Genomic DNA, 23,418 nt, shown 5'->3' on the forward strand with positions numbered 1-23,418 from the left:
TGATCTTGCGTTGGGGAGGCGGGCGCTCGCCGCCTGAGCCCGGCGCGACCTCTTGAGTCTCGTCTGAGTTCTGGGCGCTTCGTCCGGCGGGCGGGGTCCGTCGGCGTCACTGGCCTCGAGGCCGGCGTCCTGCGTCGGCCCTTACCGGGTAATTTCGTCCGCGCCGGTTGCTGTCAGCGTTGCTGTCGACAGCACTGACGAGGTCTCCTTGCTTCGTCAGGGGATGTGGGAGCGATGAGCGCTTCCGGCGGCGAGATGCTCACCGACGTTGTGGAGCAGGCCCACGTCACGTCGGGGTGGTCGGACTGACCGGGTTCTGCCATCCTGGCCCGGTGAGGCCCAACCTGGAGAGGATCCCGGGGACGCAGGACCGGCTGGCGGAGGCGATCCTCTCGCGCGCGCCGCGACGCATGGATCAAGGGTTCGTCCGTTCCCTTGATCCCTCTGCTGCACTCGCCCTCGGGCGATACGGCGTCCGCCTCGCCACACTGGCACTGAGGCAAAACTCTTCCGACCTACTACGCCGTTCACTGCTGGCAACAGGGCTCGCCGGGTGTTTGGAGCCGAATGACGGCCGGGACCTCCTGGTGGGTTTGGCATTGCCGTGGATCGTGGCACAGCAGCTCGGGGCATCCCCAGCCACGGTGTTCGCCACCGTCGGCGACAGTCTTCCGGATGGCCCGGTCGCCAAACTGTTCAAGGCCTTCGGTGCCCGGACAGACCTCACATTGGAAGCCTTTGGCTGGGAGCTGGTCACAACCGCCAGCGGCCCGGATTTCCGCCCGCTGTACTGACCACCAGGAACACCCGGCGGCATCCACGGGGCACCGCGTGCGCCCGGGTGACTCCTTGACCCCAGGCAACCGAGGCAGCCTCGTGAGGCCCGCACCTCCTGCGCGTGACGCTGCGGCTTGGCCACCTGGAACGCGACCCCGCTGCCGCTGGCAGCGGGGTCGTGCCGTGGTGCAGGTTGGCAGCGTCCGGCTCGAGTGGCTCTCCCCATGACCGCTCGAGCCGGACCCTTGCCCTGCCAGGTTCCCGCCATCCCCGTGGATCAGAGTCGCCGCTTCTATGGTGCGTCGACAACCTCGCGGCCAAGGGGCCAGAACGCGGCCGGGACGAGCTTGAAGTTGGCGATGCCGAACGGGATGCCGATGATCGTGAGGCAGAGCGCGATGCCGGCGATGATGTGGGCCAGGGCCAGCCACCAGCCAGCGAGCACCACCCAGAGGACGTTGGCCAGCCCGGAGGCGATCCCAGCGCCTGGCTTGGGCACGACGGTGCGGCCGAAGGGCCACAGGGAGTAGACGGCCAGGCGCAGGGAAGCGACGCCGAACGGGATCGTGATGACCAGCACGAAGCAGATCAGCGCGGCGATACCGTAGCCGGCGGCGAGCACGAAGCCACCGCCAAAGACAAGCCACAGCACGTTGAGCACGAACCGGATCATGTCTCCCAGCATGACCACCGCCCGCCACTCCGGGTGGCAGCTGGCGGCAGCGACCGTCGCCCGGGCGAGGAGGAACTCGCCAGCGGCGAGACCGCTGGGGCAACGGACGACGTTCGGGCGTGGGTTAGGGCGTGTTGTGAAAGTGCAGGTCGCGGGGGCTCGTTGGGAGGCGCGAGACGGCGATGTGATGAGGTGGATCGCGATCGCGGCGGGGCAGGCGACGGCTATAGCCTGCATGCCATGCCCGTTTCGCGACCCGCAACTTCCTCGCCCCGTCCGCATGGCAACCGCCACCTGCTTCCGGAAGATCTGGACGCGATGCTGACCACAGCCGTGCAGGAGGCGTCCGACATGTCAGACGCCGACGCCGACCAGCTCACCGACAAGCTTCGAGGGCTGGTCCGGCCGGCTTGGTTGCTCAGCCCGGCTGCCGACCGCGACCCAGGGGAGCCTGGAGACATAGGCAGCTCGCGCATCGGCGGTCTGCCGGACCTGCCTCAGACATGGCAGTGGCCCACCGCTCGGCTCAAGCCCTGCCCAGGCGACACGCCAGGTCCCACGGAAGCCGCGCTGGCATTCACCGCACAGATCAATCTCGCCGAAGTGCCCGGCGCGGCGGACGCGGGGTGGCTGGCGTCAAGCGGCTGGCTGTGGTTCTTCCGTAACGAGAACTGGTCCATCGAGACCGAACCCGACCACGTCGTCCTGCACGCCGACGTCCCCCTGCACGAGCTGCGGACCACACACCCGCCAGCCGATCTGGACTATCTCAGCGATGGTGACACCGGCTTCGCCCCCGACCGGCCGCTGCCCATGAGCCTGCACCGGACGCTGTTCCTGACGGCGAACTACAAGGCCGACTGGCAGAGCCAGGGCTACCGCGTGCTCGCAGAGGCCCTGGACGAGCAGTTCGATGAGGACTGCGCCGGCTTCGAACTGTTCGCGGACATCCAGGATCTCCTGAATCGGGCAGCGGTGGGAGACAGGCCAAGGGAGGCCATGCTCCTGGGACGCCCCACCCCCTGTCCGCCACCGGGGGGAGCATGCCCGTGCGGCCGCTCCGCCCCTTCCGACGTCCCCGGCTATTCCGACGAGGACGGCCCCTGCTCCTGGGCGAGCGACTCACTGCTCGCCCTCTACGCCCGCTGGGGCGACGGACCGTTGGTGTTCACGGCGGACGCCACTGTCATTCCTGCCGTTGACGGGGGCCGCTGGGCGAAGACGCAGGCGTGGGTCTACTAGGGTCTGTTGCGACCATGCTGGTCACAGCCACTCGTTGATGGCCGCGACCAGCACGGTGGCCTCGCAACGGACGGCGAGTTTGTCGTATCGCGTGGCCACCGCCCGGTGGCGTTTCAGCCAGTTGATGCCGCACTCTACCGCATGGCGCTCTTTGTAGTCGTTCTTGTCGAACTTCGGTGGTCGCCCGCCGTGGGAGCCGCGCTTCTTGCGGTTGCGGACCTGGTCTGCCTTCTCGGGAATAGTGCAGCCGATCCGGCGTCTGCGTAGGTAGGAGCGGTTGGCGCGGGAGCCGTAGGCTTCGTCGGCGCGCACCCTGTGAGGTCTGCTGCGGGGTCGGCCCTGCCTGGTGCGGGGGACGGTGGAGTCCACGCTGACGTCCCAGGTGATCAGGCCCTTCGCGTCGGCCTCGGTCTGGAGCTGTTCCAGCATCCGCTTCCATGTCCCGTTGCGCTGCCATCGCCTGAACAGCTCGTACACCCGGTCCCACGGGCCGTATCGCTCGGGCACGTCCCGCCAGGGCGTTCTGGCGCGGGTACGCCACCGTAAGCCGTCGATCAGCTGCCGCCTGGTCCATATCGGCGGCCGCCCCGGCTTCTTACCGCGCGGCAGCAGCGGCTCCAGCCGCGACCACTGCGCATCCGTCAGGTCTCCACGCGCCACAGCATGTGATCATCTACAACCACGATCCACTTTCGCAACAGACCCTGGTGCTGGTCATCCCCTTGGGTCAGCCAGGCAAAGCCGGCAGGGCAACAGAGGATCGGTCACCTGGTGAGGCGGACGAAGTCGGCGAAGGCGCCACAGGCGCGCCACCACTTCCGGCCGGATCTCGCTCCGCCCGCGACTGGTCGCCGTAGTAAACGAGTTCACCGACCGCCCTCATCCCGGTCGCGCCGCAGATTCTGGTCCTGGCACCGAAGGTGGCCTTGACCTTGTTCATTCGTGATGATGCATCTTGCGGATTGATTGATGCACGCCGATACTGACGAAGGCGTGTCAGGAGGACGACATCGAGTGACCAGCCGATGCGTCACCTAACGGCACATCACGGGGCCACCACCCACCTGGTCCTATCACCTCCGAGGAGGAGACAGTGAGCCTCAAACCCTCGCCATCCCGCCGCCACATCCTCCGATCCAAGCTGCTCGCCGTAAGCGTCGGTCTGCTCGCCACCGCCGCCTTCGCGCCGGCGACGGCCGCAGCGGCCTCCCCCCAGGACTACAGCGCCAGCCAGCTCGCCGCCGTGAACGACGCAGTGCAACGGTCGGGAGTCGAAGGCATCGCCTGGCATGTGGACGAGGCGTCCGGCCGCGTCGTCGTGACCGCCGACAGCACCGTCTCCCGTGCCGAGATCGCGAAGATCAAGCAGAGCGCCGGGGACAAGGCTGGTGCGATCCGGATCGAGCGTGCCTCCGGCGTCTTCACCCCCCTGCTGTCCGCCGGTGACGCCATCTACGGCGGCGGGTACCGCTGCTCACTCGGCTTCAACGTCGTCAGCGGCAGCACCTACTACTTCCTGACCGCCGGGCACTGCGGGGACGTGGCCAACACCTGGTACACCAACTCCAGCCAGACCACGCTGATCGGCCCGACCATCGGTTCCAGCTTCCCGGGCAACGACTACGCGCTGGTGCGCTACGACAACACCTCGCTCACCCACCCCGGCGGGTTCGCCGTCGCGGACGCCTTCGTCGGTGAGTCCGTCACGCGCACCGGGTCGACCACCGGCACCCACAGGGGTACCGTCACCGCGTTGAACGTTTCGGTCCGCTACGTCGGCAAGGGCGGCGGCACCGTTAGTGGCATGATCCAGACCACCGTCTGCGCCGAGCCGGGCGACTCCGGCGGCCCGCTCTACGACGGCTCCAAGGCGCTCGGCATCACCTCTGGTGGCAGCGGTGACTGCCGCTCCGGCGGCACCACCTTCTACCAGCCCGTACGGGAAGCAGCCAACGCGTATGGCGTGACCCTCTACTGATCCACCAGCGAGCGACCAGCAGGGGCTCCCGGCCACGGCCGGGAGCCCCTTCTCGCCGTCATCTGCCACGTCGGTCCGTCGGCCGAGCAACCGGAACACGAGCCGGTGACCCTTCCTTTACGACACAAGGCGTTGATGCGCAGGGTCTCGCTGGACGGGATGGACATCGACACGGAATGTTCACCTGCCGTGCCGCGCTGCGGCGCGATGGGGCCACTCCCCCATCGCGCCGCCTGGGCGAGTCAGATTGGCCGGTCAGGGCAGGCCCCTGTCGCCGGACCGGGTGAGGTCTCGCGCGCCGTGACGAGCGGGTGTGGTTGGCCGGTCATCGCCGACAGTGCGTCAGCGACGGCGTGTGGGTCCGCGCTTCGCGGGTGGTCCCCGAGCCGACCGTCACGCGTTTGGCCGGAGCGTCCAGCTCGACGCTCACGACGTCGTCGTAGACGGCTCGGCACCGAAGCTCACCGCGGGCCGGAGCTGACGGACCCGATGCAGGCGTCGGCGCGCAGACAGTCGTCCTCAGCGTCAGCGGCCTGCCCAGCGGCGCGACGGCGACCATCAGCCCGTCGACGGTCACCGCCGGCAGCCGCCGGGCATCTACTACGTGACCCTCACCGGTACGGGCACGGTGACCACGCAGAGCGCGACGTACGCGCTGACGGTCAACGGCCCGCTCGGCTGCTCGCAGACCAACGGCACGAACATGCCCATCCCCAACCCGGGGGAGGCAAGCAGCACGATGTTCATCTCGGGCTGCCCCGGCAACGCCTCCGCGGCCAGCACCCTGGCAGTGAACATCGTGCACACCTACACCGTCAACCTGTCCAGGGAGGTGGCCGCCGGCTGGTGGAGGCTGGAGGTGCGGGATTGGGCCTACCGCGACACCGGCTACATCAACAGCTGGACTTTGAACCTGTAGCCGTACCAGCGACAACAGCGCAAACCCACGCGGCCGGGGCTCCGATTATCGTCGGGCCCGGCTCCGTCATGGCTCAGCTCAGAACACGTTCGCGCACCGGTTGCCGGACCAGGGTGAAGTCCTGCTCGGTGAGGGGGGCAGAGACCTCTGGGGCGAGCATGACTGCGGGGCTCTGCTCCGGCAGCCCGGTGTTGGCCATCGTGGTCAGTTCCGCCCGGCCATGACGCCACCGTCGGCGTCCCACACCGCTCCGGTCACCCATCCGGCCCGGTCGGAGAGGAGGAACGCGGCGATGTCCGCGATCTCCCCTGGGGTTCCGACGCGGCCGATCGGATGGAACGAGTCGAAGCCGCTGATGGCATCGTCGACCTCCTCCTTGGGGATGAAGCCCTCATAGATCGGGGTGCGTACGACCGCAGGGGCGATCGCGTTCACGCGGATCTTGTGCGGTGCCAGCTCCATGCCCAGGTGCTGGGTCAGGGAGTGCAGTCCGGCCTTGGCCATCGAGTAGGCCGAGGACGGGGTCGCCGCGACCGCCTGGTGCGCCCACATCGACCCGAGGTTGACGATCGCCCCGCCCTTGCCACCGGCGACCATGTTCGCCGCCACCGTCTGGGTGATGAAGAACGTCGAGCGGTTCAGGTCGAGGTAGCTGTCGTAGTCCGCGGCGGTGTGCTCCAGGAACGGCTTGGGCACGAACACCCCTGCGGCGTTCACCAGCAGCGTCGCGTCCGCGTGCTCAGCACTGATCTGCTCGCGCAGGCCTTCCACCGCCGCGGTGTCGGTCAGGTCCACCGTGAGGGTGTGGACTGCTCCGCCGTGCGTAGCGAGGGACTCCTTCGCGGTGGCGAGCTTGTTCTCGTTGCGGCCTATTACGACCACCTCGCCGCCGGCTGCGGCGACACGAGCGGCGGTGGCGTACCCCATGCCGCTGCTGCCGCCGACGACGATCAGCTTGCGTCCGGTGAAGTTCATGTCCGGAGTTCCCATGGTGGCCTTTTCAGGCGGTCTCGTAGATGCGGACCTCAGGCTCGGCCTTCAGCAGCGGTGAGAGCGCTTCGACGACATCCTTGGTGAACAGCTCCGTCGACAGGTAGGCCTGCGCGTTGGCGGTCGTGGCGAATCCGTGCAGCACCTGAACGTCCTCGTCGCGCACGAGCAGCTCCTTGCTGGTTGCACCGGTGACGGTGTCCAGGAACGGCTGCTTGTACTGCTGGTAGACGCCCGCAGCCGCCGATCGGTCCGCCTCGTCGATCTTCAGCGTGATCTCCAGGTAAGCCACGATCGATCTCCTCCGTGTGTTCGTGCGGCAGCCTGTCTGCCACAACCCCACGTTATGGACAGCGTGGCTGTGCCGGTAGGGAGCGGCGGTGAATGGGGGCATAGCGCATGTGTATGGCTACTACTGCTTCGCCAGCCGGTCGGCGAGGATCCGAAGGTCCGGGGCCAGAGCGGAGTTCGGGTCCCACACCGCCTCGTAGAAGATCTCGACCTCGGTCCCCTCGTCCAGCAGCGGCCGATGCCGCGCGTCGGGGGTGGCCAGTTTCGACTGCGGGATCATCGCCGAACCCAGGCCGAGGTTCGCCCACTCCTCCAGGACCCGGTAGCTCGACGCCTCGCCGGGGTAGGCATGCACGGGGAGGTCGTGCGACTGGAGCAGGTCGCGCGTGAAGGTGGTCAGCCCGCACGTGTCCGGCATCAGGATGAGTTGCTTGCCTCCAGTTTCCTTCAGGTCGACCGGCGCATCACCGGTTGGCATCGACTCCACGAGCACGACCGGCTCGGAGTCGATGATGTGGTGCTCGTAGCGCGGCAGCGGCGCCACCGACGGGACCAAAATGAGATCGAGCTCGCCAGCCACCAGTGCGCCCTTCAGCTCGGCCATGTTCGCCTCGCGCAGCACCAGCTGCCGCGGGTTCGGAAACGCGGCCTGGCAGCACACCGCGCTGTAGGCGCTGGCGACGAGCTTCGGGTTGATCAGCGGCGACACGCCCATGCGGATGCTCTCGTCACCGCGTGCGTTCCACCTTTTCGCCTCCGCGGCGATGCCGTCGAGCGCCGTCAGCGCCCGCTCGACCAGAGGAAGGATCTGGGACCCGAACGGGGTCTGGGTGACCCCGCGCGGCGACCGCTCGAACAGACGCTCACCCAGCCGTTCCTCCAGCTTGGCGATACCGTTCGACAGCGCTGGCTGCGTCACCCCGTACGCGCGCGCGGCCGCACTGAACGAGCCCGTCTCCGCCACCGCCTGCGCGTATCGCAGACCCTCGACGCTCAAACGTTCGGCCATAACCCCATCTTATCGCCAGTTTACTGGTCACTTCTACGGGACGTCGTCGTGACACATGCGCTCGGCTTATATCAGGTCGAGCCCATGACCTGCCTGTTGTCCGCGTGGTACGAGAGCGGAGCAACCATGACCAGCGCCGCCGACCACGGTGCACGTCAACGTCGCGGGAGCGCCGCTGCTTCCCGAGCAGGTCGCGGCCACCACGCCCGAACGCGGGTGGGCGCGTATCACTGTCTCGGCGAGCGGGAGCCTGCGACGTTGACGTCGCCGGGCTCTGTGTGGGGGTCGAGGAATGGAGCGTCGTGGGCGGGATCGGCCGAGGCTCTAACGGGCTTCGTCGAGTTGACAATCGCTTTCCATGGTTCTTCCGTCGATCCGGGGCGCCTCGTCATGCTGGAACTGAACGGCAATCTCGCCGACCGCCAACGATTCCTGTTGTTCAGCTACGGGACATTCTTTCGGCCCGCTGCGCGGCGGTCGTCGCCGAGCATTAAGACATGCTTGAACGGGGTGCGTGCCAATTACACGCAAGGGTTCGCCGAGGCGCTTCACTCTCCCCTGTTCTACCGGCCCGGGCGCGCGAGCCACCAACTGGGGGCTGATCGGGAGAGAAAAGCCCAGGTGAGGGCTCTGGTGCCGGGCTCGATCAGCGTCGTGCTCCGGAGATGACGCTGCGGTTCGCACCCCGCAGCCATTCCAGGCTCTTCGGCCATAGCGTTTAATTATGGGCAGATTCCTTCAGCTCACCTACCCGTACCGCTTCAGCGTGCATAGGGTCGATGAGGCTTCAACCCCGGATCATGAATCCCCTCTACATGCATGAGGCGGAGAGCGGAGCAACTATTTTGTCCAGCATCGCCATCACCATGAGGGTCGCCGCAGCTGGGGCGGCGCTCACGCCCGAAGCTATCGAGACCGTGTCGCCGGAGCGGGGCTGGGTCCGAGTGGCGGTGTCAGCGAGCGGGGTGTGCCACGCCGACATCAGTACAGCGGCGGCGCAGGGATTTTCGACGCTGTTCCCTGTCACGCCCGGCCATGAAGTGGCCGGGGTGATCGCCGAACTCGGCGACGACGTCGAGGGATGGAGCGTTGGTGACCGGGTCGTGGTCGGCTGGTTCGGCGGCAGCTGTGGCCACTGCGAGTTCTGCCGAGTCGGCGACGTGGTCCACTGCGCCCGACGCAAGGTACCCGGCCTGGCTTACCCCGGCGGATGGTCGGAGAGCATCACCGTTCCGGCCGACGCTCTCGCGCGGGTACCCGAGGGCATGGATCTCTTCGATGCCGCACCGATGGGCTGCGCTGGCGTGACGACCTTCAACGCGGTCCGCCATGCCCACGTGCGGGCCGGTGGGACAGTTGCCGTGTTCGGTCTCGGCGGCCTCGGGCACCTCGCGATTCAGTTTGCCGCGAAGATGGGATATCGGACGATCGCGATTGCACGCGGGGCAGAACGCGCAGAACTGGCGCGCCAGCTCGGCGCGCACCACTACATCGACAGCACTGCGCAGGCCCCCGGGGCGGCGCTGGCCGAGCTGGGTGGCGCGGACCTCATCGTGAGCACCGCTCCGACGACCGAGCCTGTCGCAGAGCTGCTGAACGGGTTACGTGTCCACGGCAGGCTCACCCTCGTCGGCGTCGACAGCGGCGCGGTCCACGTCCCCGCCGCTCAACTGGTCCTGAAGGGGCAGGTCCTCACCGGCCACCTCACCGGTAGCGCCCGTGACACCGAGGAAGCCATGCGGTTTGCCACGACGACAGGGGTGCGGCCCGTGTTCGAGCGGATGACGTTGGAGCAGGCCGGCGAAGCGGTCGCACGCATCAGTGCGGGAGCGGCGCGCTTCCGCATCGTCCTCGACGCGAGCGAGAACCGATGAGCGCGGAGCCCGGGCGCCGGGATGTGATCGTCATTGGCGCTGGTGCCGCCGGTCTCACCGCGGCGAACGCGTTGTCACGCGCGGGGCGGACGGTGCTGGTCCATGAGGCGCGTGACCGGGTAGGCGGGCGTGTCCGCAGTGTCGCCACCTCGCGAGGAACGGTGGATGTCGGGGCGACCTGGTTCTGGCCCGACGAACCCCTCGTCGAGTCCCTCGCCGAGCAGCTCGGGCTCGGTGTCTTCGCGCAGCACCGGGACGGTGATGCGTTGTTCGAAACCATGCAACCGGGGGTGCAGCGCCTGGATGGAAACCCGATCGATGTGGCCGCGTTCCGTTTCGCAGGTGGCGCCCAGGCCCTCGCGCAGCGCCTGGCCGACCAACTGCCCCCGGGAACGCTGCGCCTGGAAGACCCCGTGACCGCCGTGGCGGTTACATCGGCTGGGGTTCGGGTGGACGCGCGTGGCGGTAGCACGCTCGGCGATCACGTCGTCATCGCGGTGCCGCCCGCGCTGGCCGTGGAGCAGATCACCTTCACCCCGGAGCTGCCGGCCGACCTGCGGGGCACGGCCGAACGGACCGCCGTGTGGATGGGTGGGACGGTCAAAGCCGTCGCCGTCTACGACGACGCGTTCTGGCGGGCCGCGGGTCTGTCGGGATCAGCGATCAGCTACGCCGGTCCGTTCCGCGAGTTCCACGATCACAGCGGACCCGAGGCGGCGCCCGCGGCGATCTTCGCGTTCGCCCCGGCCCAACGGTTTGCGCGCTCCGACGGGTCTGCTGTCGAGCGGGCGTTCCGCGACCAGCTCACGCGCATGCTCGGGCGGCAGGCAGACCATGCGCGTGAGATCCACGTCGTCGACTGGAGCCGCGAGCGGTTCACGGTCCCACGACACCCCGCGTACCGGACGTCGACGGACACGTTCGGGGCGGCGGTGTTCCAGCAGCCGGTACACGATCGGGTCCACTGGGCCTCGACGGAGACCGCGACCGCTTACGCCGGGCACATCGAAGGAGCGGTCCGCGCCGGCTTGAGCGCCGCCAAGACGATCGCACGAACAATGCGCGGAGAACGACGCTGAGGGCCGACGCTTGGCATTGAGCAGGTGACCCTCAGCGTTGACACCCGCACCGACGAGCTCTCCCCCGAACTCAAGCTCCCTCGGGAAGCGCCAGCGCTCTCGGACACGTGCAGCACCTCGTTGCTCGGATCGCAGAGCCAGTCACGCCTCGTGCACCTCGTGCTTTCGAGCACTGGACACGGTGGTGGCGGCGTCGCGGGTACTGGCGCGTCTGCGGCGCACCTGCATGAGGCTCCACGCGGCCAGGGCGGCGGCGATGACGATGGCGACGACGAGGAGGTCGGGGACCCTGTTGGCGCCTTGCAGAACGGCGCCCTCGATGCGGGCCTGGTCGGCGGCGCCGAGGACGCCGCCGAGGAGAGTGGTGCCGCCGGTGGCCAGCAGCAGAATTCCGACGGCGACCGTGAGCGCGCCGCCGATGATGCCGGTCCAGGTGTTCCACCACCGGCCGATGGTGACGGCGCGCGGGCGGACGAGGCGTTTCACGAACGGCAGCCGCCCCCACAGCAGGGCGAGAACAAACAGGGGCAGCGCCATGCCCGCGGCGAAGATCAGCAGGACGATTCCGCCGGACAGCGCGTTACCGGCGACGGCGGCGAAGGTCAGCACAGCGCCCAGCAGCGGCCCGGCGCACACCCCGGCCAGGCCGTAGACGGTTCCGAGCGCGTACACGGCGGCGACCGACGTGCCCTCAGCGGCCTTCCGACCGGGCAGGAACGGCATCGGGATATTCAGCAGCATGATCACTCCGAGGACGATCACGACGATCGCGGCGACGGTGACCAGGACGAAGCGGTGCTGGTTCACGAGCGCTCCGAGGGTCCCGGCGAGCACCCCGAGCGGGACCAGGGTGGTGATCAGCCCGAGATAGAACACACCGGTGCGGGCGACAAGCGCGGCGGGGCTGCTGAACGCATAGGAGAAGAACGCCGGTAGCAACATCGCCGAGCACGGGCTCAGCAGCGTGAGCACGCCGCCGAGGAAGGCGCCCAGAAGGCCGAGCTCCATGGAGATATCTACTCCGCCTGCGCCAGCGCCGTGTCGAGGAACTCGCGGAACGCGCCGAGTGGCTGCGCACCCGACAGCGCGGTGGTCCCGGCGACGAAGAACGGCACGCTGTTGACGCCAAGCTGTTGCGCCGAACGGGTGCTCTCCTGCCCGGCCGCGCGAAGCTTCGGGTCGTCGAGGTCGGCGGCGTACCGGTCGATGTCGGGCACACCCGCCTTCTTGGCGAACGCGATCAGCTTCTCCCTGGGCAGATCCGGGTGCCCGCGCTCCGGTGCGGCGTCGTACACGGCCGTCACGAACTCCATGAACTTGCCTTGCTTCGCCGCCGCGCGCGCAGCGATCGCCGCGTCCTCGGACTGCTCGCCGAAGAACGCCACGTCGTGGAACTCGATGCGCACCTTGCCCGTGTCGACGTACTCCTTGATCAGCGTGGGCAGGGTGTCCCTGCTGAACACCGCGCAGTACGGGCATCGCAGGTCAGTCCACTGGGTGAGCACGACGGGTGCGTCGATGTCGCCGATCGCCATCGGATCGTCGGCGTCCCGGCGTACAAAAACTGGGTCGTCTGTCGCTTCCTCGGACCGTTCCGATGACGCCGACGTCGAAGGTGTCGATGCGCTGGTCGGGCTCTGCCCGGGCAGCGATTGAGCTGCCACCACTACCCCGAGGAACGCGGCGATCACGCCCAGCACGACGTTCAGCCGTCGTGAACGGCGATACTTCGCCTCCATCACTTGCAGTGAGGCCTTTGTCGAAGAGGTCACCCCGCTAGGATACAAGATGAATCCAAAGGGGGGCCTGGCAGCGGTACCTCATGACTGGCGACAGCGCGCGATCGCCGGGCTCACGATGCCTGCGGGGTGAGTGCGCGGGTGACCATGAGGACGGTGAGTGGGATGAGCGTGATCATCGCGAGGATGGACAGCGCCGAGAAGCTGGTGAGGACGAGCAGGGGGCCGGCGGCGAACGCTGCGGTTGCGCCGCAGAGGTTCGAGAGCGCGTCCACACCTCCTTGGGATGCGGCTCGTGTCTGGGTGGCGACGGCGGTGCTGAACAGTGCGGATCCGGCGACGTTGACGAACGACCAGCCGATGCCGAGCAGGATCAGCGACACGATGATCCACGCGGTGTCGTCGGGTTTCACGGCACCGATCACGAGCGAGGCGAGGAAGATGACGATGCCGGTGCTGATCGCGAACCGGTGACCGCGCCGGTCGGCGATCAGGCCCACGAGCGGGGAGAGGGCATACATTCCGGCGATGTGCAGGCTGATCGTGATCCCGATGACGCTGATCGATCCGCCTTGGTGGGCGACGTGAACCGGGGTCATGGTCATGATCGAGACCATCACCACCTGGGCGGTGAGAATCGCGATCATCGCCACTCGGGCCCGCCGGTTCGTGCGCAGCTCGATGAGTACCTGGCGGATGCGGCCGGGGCGCTTGCCCGCGGGAGTGCTTCGTGGCGTCTGCGCAGACTGTTCGAGCAGGAGGAGAGGGTCGGGGCGCAGCCACACGAACACGACGACGCCGGCGAGGGCGAGGCAGACCGCGGCGATGAGGAACGCGCTGGCGAAGATGGTGAGCCCGGTGGCCGCACCGACGAGTTCGCCGGGCATGCCGAGGTTCGGGCCGAGGACGGAGCCGAGTGTTCCCACCCAGACGACCAGGGCGAGTGAGCGGGCTTTGTGTCGGGGTTCGGCGAGGTCTGTCGCAGCGAATCGTGATTGGAGGCTCACCGCGGAGCCGGCCCCGATCAGGAGGAGGCCGATGAAGAGCGGGACGACCATGCTCCACTGTGCGGCGGCGACCAACAGTGCTGCGCCGGCGGCGGCCATCCACCATCCGCCGCTGAGTGCGACGCGACGTCCGCGGCGCGCGGCGAGGTTCCCCAGTGGCAGGCCCAGGAGCGCCGCACCGAGTGTGCTGGCGGTGCGGGCCAGTCCTGCCCAGGCTTCGTTGTCGGTAACCTCTCCTGCCAGCAGCACGCCGATCGAGGGTGCGACGCCGACGCCGACGGTGCCGATGATCTGCGCGATGACGAGCACTGTCATCGTGCGTCGTTGGACGGCGTCGATGGTCGGACCCGCCGGGGTGAGGGAGGCGCTGTCGGCGCGGACCGAGCATTGGGGTTCTAGCACGTGATTCCTTGTCTGCGTGACGTATCAGGCGAGAACGTCGCCCAGCAGCTGCGATTCGATGACCCGCTTCGGTGCCGCTCCCACCATCTCCTTGGTGACCATCCCGGCGGAGAACACCTTCAACACGGGGATCGAGGTGATGCCGTACTTCGCGGCGGTCGCAGGGTTCTCGTCGACGTTCAGCTTGAACACGCGCAGCTTGTCGACGTGCTCATCGGCGATCTGCTCCACGATCGGGCTCAGTGCACGGCAGGGCGGACACCATGCGGCCCAGAACTGGACCAAGACCGGCTTGTCGGCGGCAAGGACATCCGCCTGGAAGGATGCGTCGGTGACGGGACGCGCAGTGGACATGGGTGTTCCCTCTTCCTTTAGACGACTGCGGTTTCGCGAGTCGGGCTCGGTTCATCTCGGCTGGAGGCATCCGCATGCGCCTCCACGGCACGCGAGAGAACGGCATCGGGCAAAGAGGCCAGGAAGTGTTCGGCGTCCAGTGCTGCTGTCGCGCCGGAACCGGCGGCCGTGATCGCCTGCCGATAGTGCGGGTCGATGACGTCCCCGGCGGCGAAGACCCCGGGCAGCCCGGTCCGGGAGCTGCGCCCCTCGACGGCGATCGTGCCCTGTTCGGTGTCGGTGGTGTTCATCAGCTCACCGCCCGCCTCGACCGAGGAGGCGACGACCAGCGGGTGAAGGTTCGCGCGGGCCGCGTAGACCGCAGCGGTGTAGCCGGCCGGCCCTGAACCGATGATGATGAGCTGCCTCACGGGCACTCCTTCCTCTCGCGCCCGTCCGATGGGTGCTTCCCGAACAACGCCTGTCACCAGCGTTGGATTCCAGCAGGACGCAACTTGTATCCTAGATACCGAGGCTCGTTCCCGCCAGTCGGGTGGCGGCCCGGTATGCTGGGCCGGTTGAATGCCAGTTGCACTGAAACGGAAACAAGATGTTCCGAGGGGAGGGGCCGCACGTGACGTCCGCTGCTGGCGAGTCAGCCACCGACCAGGCGTACCGCAGGATTCGCGATGACATTCTCGGCGGCGTGTTTCCCAGCGGCACCATGCTCGGGGAGGCGGCGCTGGCCGCACAGATCGGCGTGAGCCGCACCCCCGTCCGCACCGCCCTGGCCCGGCTGCAGGACGAAGGGTGGATCACGATCTACCCCAAGCGCGGCGCCCTGGTCCAAGGGCTCAGCGACCGCGCGATCAAAGACCTGGCCGACACCCGTCTCATCCTCGAGGTCACCTCCGTTCGACGCGCCTCAAGCCAAGCGCGTGAGATGCTCGCGGACCGTCTCGAGCAGGCGGTCGTCGAACAGGAACGCGCGTTCCGGGAACGCGATCTGGAACGCTTCATCGAACTGACGATCGCGTTCCACCGATCGTTCGTGGAGTCCAGCCGCAACGAGGTCATGCTGGAACTCAACGACCGCCTCGCCGACCGACAACGGTTCCTCCTGTTCAGCCACGGAGAACGCCTACTCGCACGGTGTCAGGCCATCATCGCCGAGCACCAACACCTGCTCGCATCCCTGCGCACCGGTGACATCACCGGTTTCGGCGACGCGCTCCGCTCCCACCTCAGCGACAACTACGGCAAACCACTCGACCCTGTATGCCCGCCACCGTGACTGTGTGCGCTCACCTCCCGCTCGATCCCCGGCACCGGCGGTCTTCTCCAACTGCGGGGAGTCGGCCTTGACGGTGTGGACCTCCCAGGGCTCGTTGCCAGGGCCGCGTACCCGGACCTTGTCCCGGAGGGCGTAGCAGCACTCGGTGTTGTTCTCCTCCAGAGTGATCAGACCGGCGTCTGTGAGGAGGCGACACCCCCACCCGCACGCCGGTATGGGCGACGGGGAACATAGGGCATGCTCGAAGGCCTTGACGACATCGAGTGGCGGCGGCTCGGCCACGCCTACGGGGCGGCCGACGACCTGCCCGGCCAGATCCGCGCCCTGCGATCGCCCGATCCTGCTGAACGAGACGAGGCCCTCGGTACCCTCTACACCAACATCTTCCACCAGGGCAGCCGGTTCCAGGCGAGCGCCTACGCAGTGCCGTTCCTGCTGGAACTGCTCGCCGACCCCGCCACTCCGGACCCGGCGGCGATACTCGCCCTGCTGACCTCCCTGGCGGTCGGCTACGACGAGAACTTCCTGCCGGACGGTTTCCCGGTGACCGACCAGCGCCGGGCCGCCGAAGGCGGGCGAGAGCTGCTCGCCGCGAAGCCGCCCCCCTGGACCGGCGAGGACGAGGCGAAGAAGGAGTACGTCGAGTACGCGTACGTCCAGTCCCTGACCGCAACGGAGCAGAACCGGCTGTGGTCGTACATCGAACTGGCGGTGTACGACGCGGTACGGGCCGGGGTGCCGCTGTTCCGTAGCCTGCTGGGCCACCCTGATCCAGGGGTGCGAATCGGGGCGGCGCACGCCCTCGCCTGGTTCCCGGAGGAGGCCACCGGTAGCCTGCCCACGCTGACCCACGCGACCGCGGCCAGACTGGAGCCCGACCGGGCGGAGGTCGTACCGGAGCCCGATGCGGTGGCCACCATGCTGGTGGCCACCGGGTTGCTCGGCGCCGCGCCGGACATCCGGTTTCTGGCCGACCCGCACCCGCTGGTCCGCTGGGCCGCCGCGATCGGGCGGGCCCGGGTACTGGGTGCGGAGGCCGACGAGGCGACCGTTGACGAGCTGTTGGCCTGGGCAGCCGCCCCGCCCGATGACACGGCGAACCCGCCGGCGGACGCGGGGTGGGTGCCGTTCCTCAATGGAGACCTGGGCGGGTACGCCGGACTCGCCCTGCGGCAGCTCGGCCCCCAGCACACGGACCGCGCCTTCGACGCGCTGCTCCGCCGGCTGCCCACCGTCAGCGGCGACCAGTCGCTGACCGTGCTGGGAGAGGCGTTGCGCCTCGCGTTCCCGGATGGGCCGCTGCCGGCGGCGACGCCCGCTGCGGCGTTGACGCCACGACAACGACGGCTCGCCGAGGTGCTGAGCCGGTCACCCGTTCCCTGGCTGATCGACGGGCAGGACTTCGGCAACGTCGCCGAGCTCGTTGACGAGTACGGGCTGCCGGACAGCCGTGAGGCGCTGCTCGCGTACCTCGCGCGTCTGCCGTAGACCGCCGCGTGCCGGTCGCAGAACATGCTGGACACCTGCGCCTACCACGCGATGCGCTACTCACTGGCGGCGAAGTCGACCGGCGACCGCTGCCCCGTACGGGTAGCGGAAGTCGAAGGCGACCGCCCGCCTCCGGTGCCAGTGTGGTGCCGTTGTCGACCTGTGCCCTGCCGCGGCGATCGTCCTGTCGACCGACCGCCGACCCTGGGGTGGGTGGGGGACGGTGGTCGGAACGGGTCCACCGACGCAGAGGGTCAGGGCTTGCGGGCGACGCCGGCCCAATAGTAGGCCGCATGCGGGTCGTCCGAGCTGGCCTCATCGGGCCGCCACGCCATGACGGGCACGATGCCCGGCTCGATCAACTCCCACCCGTCGAAGAACCGCTCCACCTCGGCGCGCGTGCGCGGCACCAGCGTCATGTGGCCCTGATTGGCGGCGGCCACCGCCGCGCCCATCTCTGAGGGGTTGAAGTCCTGCGTCGGATGGGTGATGGCCAGGTAGCTGCCAGAAGGCAAGGCCCGCGTTATGGTACGCAGCCTCTCCCCCGGCTCGTCCTCGTCGCGCAACAGCATGAGCACCGCGATGAGCGTGAGCGCCACGGGCCGGCTCAGGTCTAGCGTGCCAGTGAGGCGGTCGGCGAGGATCGTCTCCGGCCGGCGCAGGTCGGCGTGGATGTACTCACTGCGCCCCTCCTCGCTGCTAATCATCAGCGCCCGGGCGTGCGCCAGCACGATGGGATCGTTGTCCACGTACACCACCCGGGTCTCGGGCGCCAGCGCCTGGGCGACCTCATGCAGGTTGGGCCGGGTGGGGATGCCGGTGCCGATGTCGAGAAACTGGCGGATTCCGGCCTCGGCCACCAGGTAGCGGGCCACCCGGTGGACGAACCGCCGGTTCTCGGCGGCCATCATCCGCAGGGTGGGGATCGCCTCGATCAACGCGGCGCCCACCGCCCGGTCGACAGCGAAATTGTCCTTTCCACCGAGCCACCAGTCGTAGACCCGGGCCGAATGCGGTACGGAGACGTCCACACCGGTGGGCGGGATCTCCTCGGTCCGACTTCCGGCGGAACGCGTCACGGTCGACTCCCTCGAAGAGGCCGGGATAGACGTGCGTAGCCTAGACGACGCCCGCCCACCCCGCGATCCGGTCCTATTCAGATGTGGGCCCGACCCGCTTGGACGAACATCCGGCATCCTTCGAGCACTGCGGCCCAAGACGTGACCGGCGGCTCGTCTCCGCACGCAGGCCGTCAACGGCCATCTCGAGTTCCGTGAAGGGCCGTCAGGCCAGCTTCCTGATCGACTCCGCGACCGCGTCAAGCGCCTCGGCCACCATTTCCGGCGACCCACTCAGATCCACGGGACGGGTGTGCAGGCGCTGGTTTCCCCCGACCACTGTGATGACTCGGTCCGGAGCGAGGTCGGCACGGCAGTAGATGAGCATCCCGCGCGGTAGTCGCAGGGCCGTGGTGTAGGCCAGCAGTTGGTAATAGTCGCTGGTACGTGCCAGACCGCCCCCGGTCAGTTTGTACTTGACGTCCGCAACGAAGACGACCTCCGCGCCCCGCAGGAAGAGCAGGTCGGGGTTCATGGTGACGGGTGGGGAGACGCTCAGGGAAACGTCCATCTGCTCGAGGACCTCGATCGTGGGGTAGAGCCTTGCGCGTAGCTCGTCCCCGATCCACTTTTCGAATAGCCTGTTCATGTCGACCAGGAAGCTCTGCGCCGTCAGTCCACCCGCGCCCTGGGTGAGGCCGAAGCCCTCGAGGACCAGCCGCGCAAGGGCAAGAGCCGGTTGGTAGTGCTCATTGAGCGGTGTGCGCCGGATCAGGTCGCACTCGGTCAGCGCGACCGGCGAGTCACCCACTCCTTCGAGGCGCTGGAGCAGCTCACCGGCCATGCGACGCAGGACGGGGCCCACTGGCCACCGCACGACATGCCGGACGGCCGCCAGCAGAATCCGGTTCTCGGGGATGTCCGCGGTGAAGTCGTCGAAGCGGCACGGCACTGGCCAGGAGTCCCACGGCCGTGCGGCCAACTGCTGGACGTCCATGCGTCCGCGGATCACCGGGAGTCGCTGGTCGACAGCACGGTAGCCGTGGACGAGCCCTCGGCTGGTCGCCCCGTTGATCGCCCGTAGCACCAGTTCCGCGATGCCTTCGACGAAGTCACTCCGGTCGTACGCCGCCGCGTCGGTTCCCCACTCGACCAGGCCCGCGCCGGAGGTGAACATGGTCAGAACGGTCCGCAGGTCCCGCACCTTGGGCAGGATCTGGATGGTCAGCCGAGGCAGGACCACGGCGCCCACCCAGGAGGTGGCCTGGAGGAAGTACGAACCGGCCTCGTCCGACGGGGTGAGTTCGAGGCGGCCGCCGGGGAGGCCGCGGAGCAGGGACACCTCCGCGACGTCGAGAGCTACGGGTCGCGGCGAGGCCTCGTACTCGCGAAGCCTCACCACGCCGGCGACCTGGGATTCAGAAGGAAGACTCATCGGAATCGTCCGAGGCGGCATCCACGGCCGCGCTCCCCGAAGCGGAGGACGGCCCGTACGCGGCGTGCACCTTCGCCCAGGCGAACTGCTCCAGCTGGTCGGGCCGGCCGTACAACTGGTCCTCGATGAAGGGGTAGACGTCGTACTCCCAGATGCGTGCGAGCCGCTCGTCGGTGAGGCCCTGTCTCATGAAGTGGCTGTGACCGACCTGCAGGTGCGGCCCCTTCAGCAGGACCCGGAGCCGCTCGTTCACCTGATCCACCAGTCCGGCGACCCACACCGGTTCCCCGTTCTTCTTCAACCAGGCGGCGAGCACCGACCGCATCGCTCCCTCGTGCGGCATGAACGGGATGAAATGGAACCGTCGGCGCAGGGCCGCATCCACCATCGCGATCGACCTGTCAGCGGTGTTCATGGTGCCGATGAAGAAGAGGTTGCGCGGCAGCTCGAATGGTTCGTCGGGTCGATAGGCGGTGCGTACGGCCTTGTTCCGGTATTCCAGCAGGAACAGCAGTTCGCCGAAGACGCGCGGCAGGTTGGCGCGATTGATCTCGTCGATGATCAGGTAGTGCGGCACGCCGGGGTTGTTCTCCGCCTTCTCCGCCATCAGCGCAAGCGGCCCGGAGCGAAGCTCGTAGGTCAGCTGCCCCCGGTCATCGGTGCGGGGCCGGTAGCCCTCGAAGAAGTCCTCGTACGAGGTGGAGGGATGGAACTGGACGAGCATCCGCCTTTCCGGGTCCTGCTGCAAGGCGCCGGCGAGCCGGTCCGCCAGGTAGGTCTTGCCGGTGCCCGGAGGGCCGTAGAAAATGAGTTGTCCCTTCTCGTGGAGCAGTTCAGCGAGCTCGCGCAGGAACGGTTCGGGCAAGAGGAGATCCTGCGCGGTCCGGGCGATGCGGTCCTCCTCCTCGACCGGCTCCACAGCGTCGTGGTTGAGCATCCAGTAGGCGAACTGGCCCTGCCCCCAGGGATCGCCGGGCAGCAACTGCTCGAGCGTTGCCCGCAGCCGGTCGTTCGCCTCGACGTGCTGCTGGCCGCGGCTCAGCGCGCCGTTCGGCTCCGCAAGCCCGAACCGGCGAAGCATGGCGATCTTCCCCATCGGACCCGTCAGCGGGAAGATCGGCAAGAAGCGCCGGGGGTCGGTGACAGCGAACAGCTTCAGCAGCACGCTCTCGCCCAGCCCTTTCGTGCCGAGGTCTGTCCAATCCAGGCCTCGGTCGATGCGGGTGGCGACCTCCCCGTCGCCGAAGAGGATCTCACGAAGTTTGTTGGCGAAGGCGTCGAGGGCGACCGAGTCCATGCCCGAAAGGCTGGCGTTGAGCACCGACTGGGGACCCGGGTTGCCGTAGCGCTTGCCGTTCACGAGCAGCCGGAACTGATCCAGGTCGAAGATGGTCAGGTTCTCGGGTGAGAGGGCCTCAGCGAACTGCTGTCGCTGTTCGGCATGCCACTCGTCCTTGTCGTTCGGGTAGGGGCGCTCAGCCTTGAACCTGGCGAGCGCCGCCGCCAGGTCCTCCCCCTCGGAGGTTGTCGCCGGCCCGGCCTCTCCCTGGCCGGCGACCAGCCTCACCAGCGGCTTGAGCCGACCCACCTCCTCGAGTATCGCGTTTCTCAGGGCGACGCCCCGGGGAACCTCGGACCAGGGCCACCACTTCCCCACGAGCGTGCTCCCACCCGGATCGGCGTCGACCGGAACGAGCCGGTCTCCGGTGAGGTGGGGCCGGATCTCGAAGAACCGGTGACCGGAGGGGAGCGGACCCGTGGCAAGCGCCGCGCCGGCGCCCGGGTTCCGCCAGTCATACAGGCCGAGCGCAAGCCCCGAGCGCGTGGCCCACAGCCGTAGGCCGGCCGCAGACACCGCCCCGGGCAGCGACCAGGTGGCGTAGGCGTCCGCGCGATACGCAGCCGCCTTGTCCGAGGCGATTCGGTCCTGCGGTTGCGAGGTCTCCAGCTCGAGTCCCGTGGCGGCCCGCAAGTCCGCCAGAAGCCCCTTGGCGGCGATGTGCAGCTCGCCCTTCAGTTGGGCGGCGAGAGCGGCTGCTCGACTCGAACGTTCCTCGTCCGGATAGCGCGCGCCCACCTCGTAGGTGGCCATGATGCCGGCGGCCTCGTCGCACATCTCGCGCACGGCGGGGTTGACTCCCACGAACCCCTGGCGCTCGGCCAGGAACCACATCAATCGCTCGAACCGGTGGACATCGTCGGGACAGAACGCGCGTGCCGCTTCAACCACCGCCAGGTAGCGGTCGGCGTTCTCCCATGTCCGCAGCCAACCCAGCGCCCACATCCGCTCCGGCGCGCTCTTCCACATCACCGGCCAGCCCGGCTGCACATCGTCCGTCGACCAGAACACCGACAAGACGTACGGGATCCGCCCGACGGCCGGTTGCCCCTTGCTCGCCAGGTCCCGGGTCACCCGCTCGACCTCGGCGAGCCGGGAGCGCGCCTCATCCACGGTCGCCGGCGTCGTGAACGCGCGCACCAGCACGTCCAGCGCCTCGGGGTCATCGGGCAGGTTGTTGGCGACCTGGTTGAGCCACATCTGACCGAAACCGGAGAAGGCGATGTACGGGCCTTCCCGACGCGACCACTTGTCCGAACCTGCCCGGAACGCCGCGAAATCCCGGGTGGCGACGAGCTCCGAAACCAGATCACGGGCCTCGGCGTCCCGGGTGGGCCGCAGCTCGTCCGCCTCCGCCCAGCGCTGCTTCACTTCCTCGTCGAGGTCCACGGCCGCCTCGACCTGATCGAGCTTGCGCCGCCACCGGGGCAGGTCGTCGGGATGGATCACCAGAGTTCACTCGTCCCTGTCATCGGCTCCATGCCGCAGCCACGGCACACGACAGCATCCCACGATCGCGTCGCCAGCTAACAAAGGAAAGCGACCGAGTATGGAAGGGCCAGGTGGAACGAGCAACAGGGGAAAACCGCCAAAGGGCCAGCTCCCTGGCTGCCTGGATCAGCGTGGCGGCAGCACGCCCAAGGCGCTCGAAATAGCCCGTTGGTTGTCGGGATACCGACACAGTCCATTCTGGTCGGAAAGAGATATTGACCTGTCGCAAGTTGCCTGAGAGCCTGACTGGCTCGGTCGCGTGACGAGCACACGTACAGAGCGGTTTTGGAGAGGAGCCGGTGGAGTGGCGCCGGAGAACCTGACGGCATATGGCTCAACCCTCGACGCCGACCAGCAGGTGTTGGCGAACCAGTCGCGACGTCCGCCCCGGCCGATGCCAGTGATCGTCCTCGCCGACATCAGCGGAAGCATGGACGGCGAGAAGATCCACGTGCTCAATCGCAGTATCCGGAGCATGCTGCACGCGTTCGCCATGGAGGACTCCGCGCGGGGAGAGATCCACGTCGCGGTGATCGCTTTCGGCGGGGACGAGGCCGTCGTGCACCAGCCGCTGGTCCGCGCCTCACAGGCACAGTGGGCCGAGTTGACACCGCGGGGCAGGACCCCGATGGGTGGTGCGTTCAACCTGGCCCGGGCGCTGCTCGACGACCCGACCGCCGTGCCGAAGCGGGCCTTCCCACCCACCCTGGTCCTGGTCTCCGACGGGCTGCCCACAGACGACTGGCAGGGTCCGCTGACCGCGCTGCTCGGCACCCGTTGGGGTGCCCGGGCACTGCGGCTGGCCATCGGGATCGGCGTCGATCGGACCTCGGAGGCCGACGAGGTGCTGACGCAGTTCAGCACTCCCGGCACCGACGTGCTTCGGAGCGACCAGGTGCACGAGATCCCGGCGCAGTTCCGGTGGGTGACCGCGACGGTGACCGAACAGCTGCACCAGCGCACCGCACCGAGAGCCGTCCGGTTGGAGGATCTGGATTGA

At 68.2% G+C, this 23,418-nt stretch carries 22 protein-coding genes and 1 pseudogene; 9 read left to right on the plus strand and 14 right to left on the minus strand.

Annotation, left to right across the window (positions count from 1 at the left end):
* Positions 1-332: 332 nt before the first annotated feature.
* On the plus strand, positions 333-794 hold the full coding sequence (locus ACGF5G_RS29550; protein ID WP_393268721.1) for a hypothetical protein: 462 nt from the start codon (positions 333-335) through the stop codon (positions 792-794).
* Positions 795-1,069: 275 nt separating this feature from the next.
* Here the strand turns inward: ACGF5G_RS29550 and ACGF5G_RS29555 are convergent, their stop codons facing one another.
* On the minus strand, positions 1,070-1,450 hold the full coding sequence (locus ACGF5G_RS29555) for a YccF domain-containing protein (protein ID WP_393268724.1): 381 nt from the start codon (positions 1,448-1,450) through the stop codon (positions 1,070-1,072).
* A gap of 192 nt (positions 1,451-1,642) precedes the next feature.
* Here ACGF5G_RS29555 and ACGF5G_RS29560 point away from each other — a divergent pair, with 192 nt between their 5' ends.
* Positions 1,643-2,692, plus strand: coding sequence for a DUF1963 domain-containing protein (locus tag ACGF5G_RS29560; protein WP_393268726.1), 1,050 nt, complete (start codon positions 1,643-1,645; stop codon positions 2,690-2,692).
* 21 nt (positions 2,693-2,713) lie between these two features.
* On the opposite strand, the gene ACGF5G_RS29565 is transcribed toward ACGF5G_RS29560, so the two are convergent.
* Complete coding sequence (locus ACGF5G_RS29565; protein WP_393268727.1) at positions 2,714-3,352, minus strand: transposase; 639 nt, start codon at positions 3,350-3,352, stop codon at positions 2,714-2,716.
* Positions 3,353-3,785: 433 nt separating this feature from the next.
* Between ACGF5G_RS29565 and ACGF5G_RS29570 the strand changes: the two genes are divergently transcribed.
* Together ACGF5G_RS29570 and ACGF5G_RS29575 are read left to right on the plus strand one after the other, a co-directional pair.
* On the plus strand, positions 3,786-4,670 hold the full coding sequence (locus ACGF5G_RS29570; protein WP_393268730.1) for a S1 family peptidase: 885 nt from the start codon (positions 3,786-3,788) through the stop codon (positions 4,668-4,670).
* A 604-nt stretch (positions 4,671-5,274) separates the two neighbouring features.
* A complete protein-coding gene (locus tag ACGF5G_RS29575) occupies positions 5,275-5,589 on the plus strand; it encodes a proprotein convertase P-domain-containing protein (RefSeq protein WP_393268733.1) in 315 nt (104 codons plus the stop codon).
* Between the two features lie 204 nt (positions 5,590-5,793).
* On the opposite strand, the gene ACGF5G_RS29580 is transcribed toward ACGF5G_RS29575, so the two are convergent.
* From ACGF5G_RS29580 to ACGF5G_RS29590, 3 genes are all read right to left on the minus strand, one after another.
* The gene (locus ACGF5G_RS29580) at positions 5,794-6,564 is read right to left on the minus strand and encodes an SDR family NAD(P)-dependent oxidoreductase (protein ID WP_393268736.1); all 771 of its coding nucleotides are present in this window, start codon (positions 6,562-6,564) and stop codon (positions 5,794-5,796) included.
* Positions 6,565-6,589: 25 nt separating this feature from the next.
* Positions 6,590-6,871 (minus strand): hypothetical protein, encoded by a 282-nt coding sequence (locus ACGF5G_RS29585; protein WP_393268739.1) that lies wholly within the window; start codon positions 6,869-6,871, stop codon positions 6,590-6,592.
* Positions 6,872-6,991: 120 nt separating this feature from the next.
* Positions 6,992-7,879 carry a LysR family transcriptional regulator gene (locus tag ACGF5G_RS29590; protein WP_393268742.1) on the minus strand — a complete coding sequence of 296 codons (888 nt, stop codon included), beginning with the start codon at positions 7,877-7,879 and terminating at the stop codon, positions 6,992-6,994.
* Between the two features lie 800 nt (positions 7,880-8,679).
* Here ACGF5G_RS29590 and ACGF5G_RS29595 point away from each other — a divergent pair.
* Positions 8,680-9,753: an alcohol dehydrogenase catalytic domain-containing protein gene (locus ACGF5G_RS29595; protein WP_393268745.1), complete on the plus strand. Its 1,074-nt coding sequence runs from the start codon at positions 8,680-8,682 to the stop codon at positions 9,751-9,753.
* The gene (locus ACGF5G_RS29600; protein ID WP_393268747.1) at positions 9,750-10,832 is read left to right on the plus strand and encodes a flavin monoamine oxidase family protein; all 1,083 of its coding nucleotides are present in this window, start codon (positions 9,750-9,752) and stop codon (positions 10,830-10,832) included. Before ACGF5G_RS29595 ends, ACGF5G_RS29600 begins: the two co-directional genes overlap by 4 nt.
* Positions 10,833-10,973: 141 nt before the next feature.
* On the opposite strand, the gene ACGF5G_RS29605 is transcribed toward ACGF5G_RS29600, so the two are convergent.
* From ACGF5G_RS29605 to ACGF5G_RS29625, 5 genes are all read right to left on the minus strand, one after another.
* Complete coding sequence (locus tag ACGF5G_RS29605; RefSeq protein ID WP_393268748.1) at positions 10,974-11,840, minus strand: cytochrome c biogenesis CcdA family protein; 867 nt, start codon at positions 11,838-11,840, stop codon at positions 10,974-10,976.
* Between the two features lie 8 nt (positions 11,841-11,848).
* Positions 11,849-12,604 carry a DsbA family protein gene (locus ACGF5G_RS29610; RefSeq protein WP_393268749.1) on the minus strand — a complete coding sequence of 252 codons (756 nt, stop codon included), beginning with the start codon at positions 12,602-12,604 and terminating at the stop codon, positions 11,849-11,851.
* An 80-nt stretch (positions 12,605-12,684) separates the two neighbouring features.
* A complete protein-coding gene (locus ACGF5G_RS29615) occupies positions 12,685-13,893 on the minus strand; it encodes an MFS transporter (protein WP_393268751.1) in 1,209 nt (402 codons plus the stop codon).
* Between the two features lie 111 nt (positions 13,894-14,004).
* Positions 14,005-14,334, minus strand: a complete 330-nt coding sequence (trxA, locus tag ACGF5G_RS29620) for a thioredoxin (RefSeq protein ID WP_393268752.1) — start codon at positions 14,332-14,334, stop codon at positions 14,005-14,007.
* Positions 14,335-14,351: 17 nt separating this feature from the next.
* Positions 14,352-14,750 carry an FAD-binding protein gene (locus tag ACGF5G_RS29625; protein ID WP_393268754.1) on the minus strand — a complete coding sequence of 133 codons (399 nt, stop codon included), beginning with the start codon at positions 14,748-14,750 and terminating at the stop codon, positions 14,352-14,354.
* Between the two features lie 197 nt (positions 14,751-14,947).
* Between ACGF5G_RS29625 and ACGF5G_RS29630 the strand changes: the two genes are divergently transcribed.
* Complete coding sequence (locus tag ACGF5G_RS29630; protein WP_393268756.1) at positions 14,948-15,607, plus strand: GntR family transcriptional regulator; 660 nt, start codon at positions 14,948-14,950, stop codon at positions 15,605-15,607.
* A gap of 30 nt (positions 15,608-15,637) precedes the next feature.
* Here ACGF5G_RS29630 and ACGF5G_RS29635 read toward each other — a convergent pair.
* Positions 15,638-15,793 (minus strand): annotated as a pseudogene (locus ACGF5G_RS29635) (glyoxalase/bleomycin resistance/dioxygenase family protein); the annotation flags it as partial.
* A 51-nt stretch (positions 15,794-15,844) separates the two neighbouring features.
* Between ACGF5G_RS29635 and ACGF5G_RS29640 the strand changes: the two are divergent.
* Complete coding sequence (locus ACGF5G_RS29640) at positions 15,845-17,095, plus strand: hypothetical protein (RefSeq protein ID WP_393268759.1); 1,251 nt, start codon at positions 15,845-15,847, stop codon at positions 17,093-17,095.
* A 254-nt stretch (positions 17,096-17,349) separates the two neighbouring features.
* Here the strand turns inward: ACGF5G_RS29640 and ACGF5G_RS29645 are convergent, their stop codons facing one another.
* The 3 genes from ACGF5G_RS29645 to ACGF5G_RS29655 all read right to left on the minus strand — a co-directional run bounded on the left by ACGF5G_RS29645 (position 17,350) and on the right by ACGF5G_RS29655 (position 22,376).
* Positions 17,350-18,174 (minus strand): SAM-dependent methyltransferase, encoded by an 825-nt coding sequence (locus ACGF5G_RS29645; protein WP_393268762.1) that lies wholly within the window; start codon positions 18,172-18,174, stop codon positions 17,350-17,352.
* 205 nt (positions 18,175-18,379) lie between these two features.
* A complete protein-coding gene (locus ACGF5G_RS29650) occupies positions 18,380-19,588 on the minus strand; it encodes an McrC family protein (RefSeq protein WP_393268764.1) in 1,209 nt (402 codons plus the stop codon).
* Positions 19,572-22,376: an McrB family protein gene (locus tag ACGF5G_RS29655; protein ID WP_393268766.1), complete on the minus strand. Its 2,805-nt coding sequence runs from the start codon at positions 22,374-22,376 to the stop codon at positions 19,572-19,574. Before ACGF5G_RS29655 ends, ACGF5G_RS29650 begins: the two co-directional genes overlap by 17 nt.
* A 346-nt stretch (positions 22,377-22,722) precedes the next feature.
* On the opposite strand from ACGF5G_RS29655, the gene ACGF5G_RS29660 reads away from it, so the two are divergent.
* Complete coding sequence (locus ACGF5G_RS29660) at positions 22,723-23,418, plus strand: VWA domain-containing protein (RefSeq protein WP_393268768.1); 696 nt, start codon at positions 22,723-22,725, stop codon at positions 23,416-23,418.

The organism is Micromonospora sp. NPDC047730, from assembly GCF_043204765.1.
Classification (GTDB): Bacteria; Actinomycetota; Actinomycetes; order Mycobacteriales; family Micromonosporaceae; genus Micromonospora.

Coding starts and splice junctions, on each gene's coding strand:
- ACGF5G_RS29640 (WP_393268759.1), top strand. CDS start 15,845: ATGCTCGAAGGCCTTGACGACATCGAGTGGCGGCGGCTCGGCCACGCC.
- ACGF5G_RS29580 (WP_393268736.1), bottom strand. CDS start 6,564: ATGAACTTCACCGGACGCAAGCTGATCGTCGTCGGCGGCAGCAGCGGC.
- ACGF5G_RS29590 (WP_393268742.1), bottom strand. CDS start 7,879: ATGGCCGAACGTTTGAGCGTCGAGGGTCTGCGATACGCGCAGGCGGTG.
- trxA (WP_393268752.1), bottom strand. CDS start 14,334: ATGTCCACTGCGCGTCCCGTCACCGACGCATCCTTCCAGGCGGATGTC.
- ACGF5G_RS29600 (WP_393268747.1), top strand. CDS start 9,750: ATGAGCGCGGAGCCCGGGCGCCGGGATGTGATCGTCATTGGCGCTGGT.
- ACGF5G_RS29605 (WP_393268748.1), bottom strand. CDS start 11,840: ATGGAGCTCGGCCTTCTGGGCGCCTTCCTCGGCGGCGTGCTCACGCTG.
- ACGF5G_RS29595 (WP_393268745.1), top strand. CDS start 8,680: ATGAATCCCCTCTACATGCATGAGGCGGAGAGCGGAGCAACTATTTTG.
- ACGF5G_RS29555 (WP_393268724.1), bottom strand. CDS start 1,450: ATGATCCGGTTCGTGCTCAACGTGCTGTGGCTTGTCTTTGGCGGTGGC.
- ACGF5G_RS29615 (WP_393268751.1), bottom strand. CDS start 13,893: ATGACAGTGCTCGTCATCGCGCAGATCATCGGCACCGTCGGCGTCGGC.
- ACGF5G_RS29650 (WP_393268764.1), bottom strand. CDS start 19,588: ATGAGTCTTCCTTCTGAATCCCAGGTCGCCGGCGTGGTGAGGCTTCGC.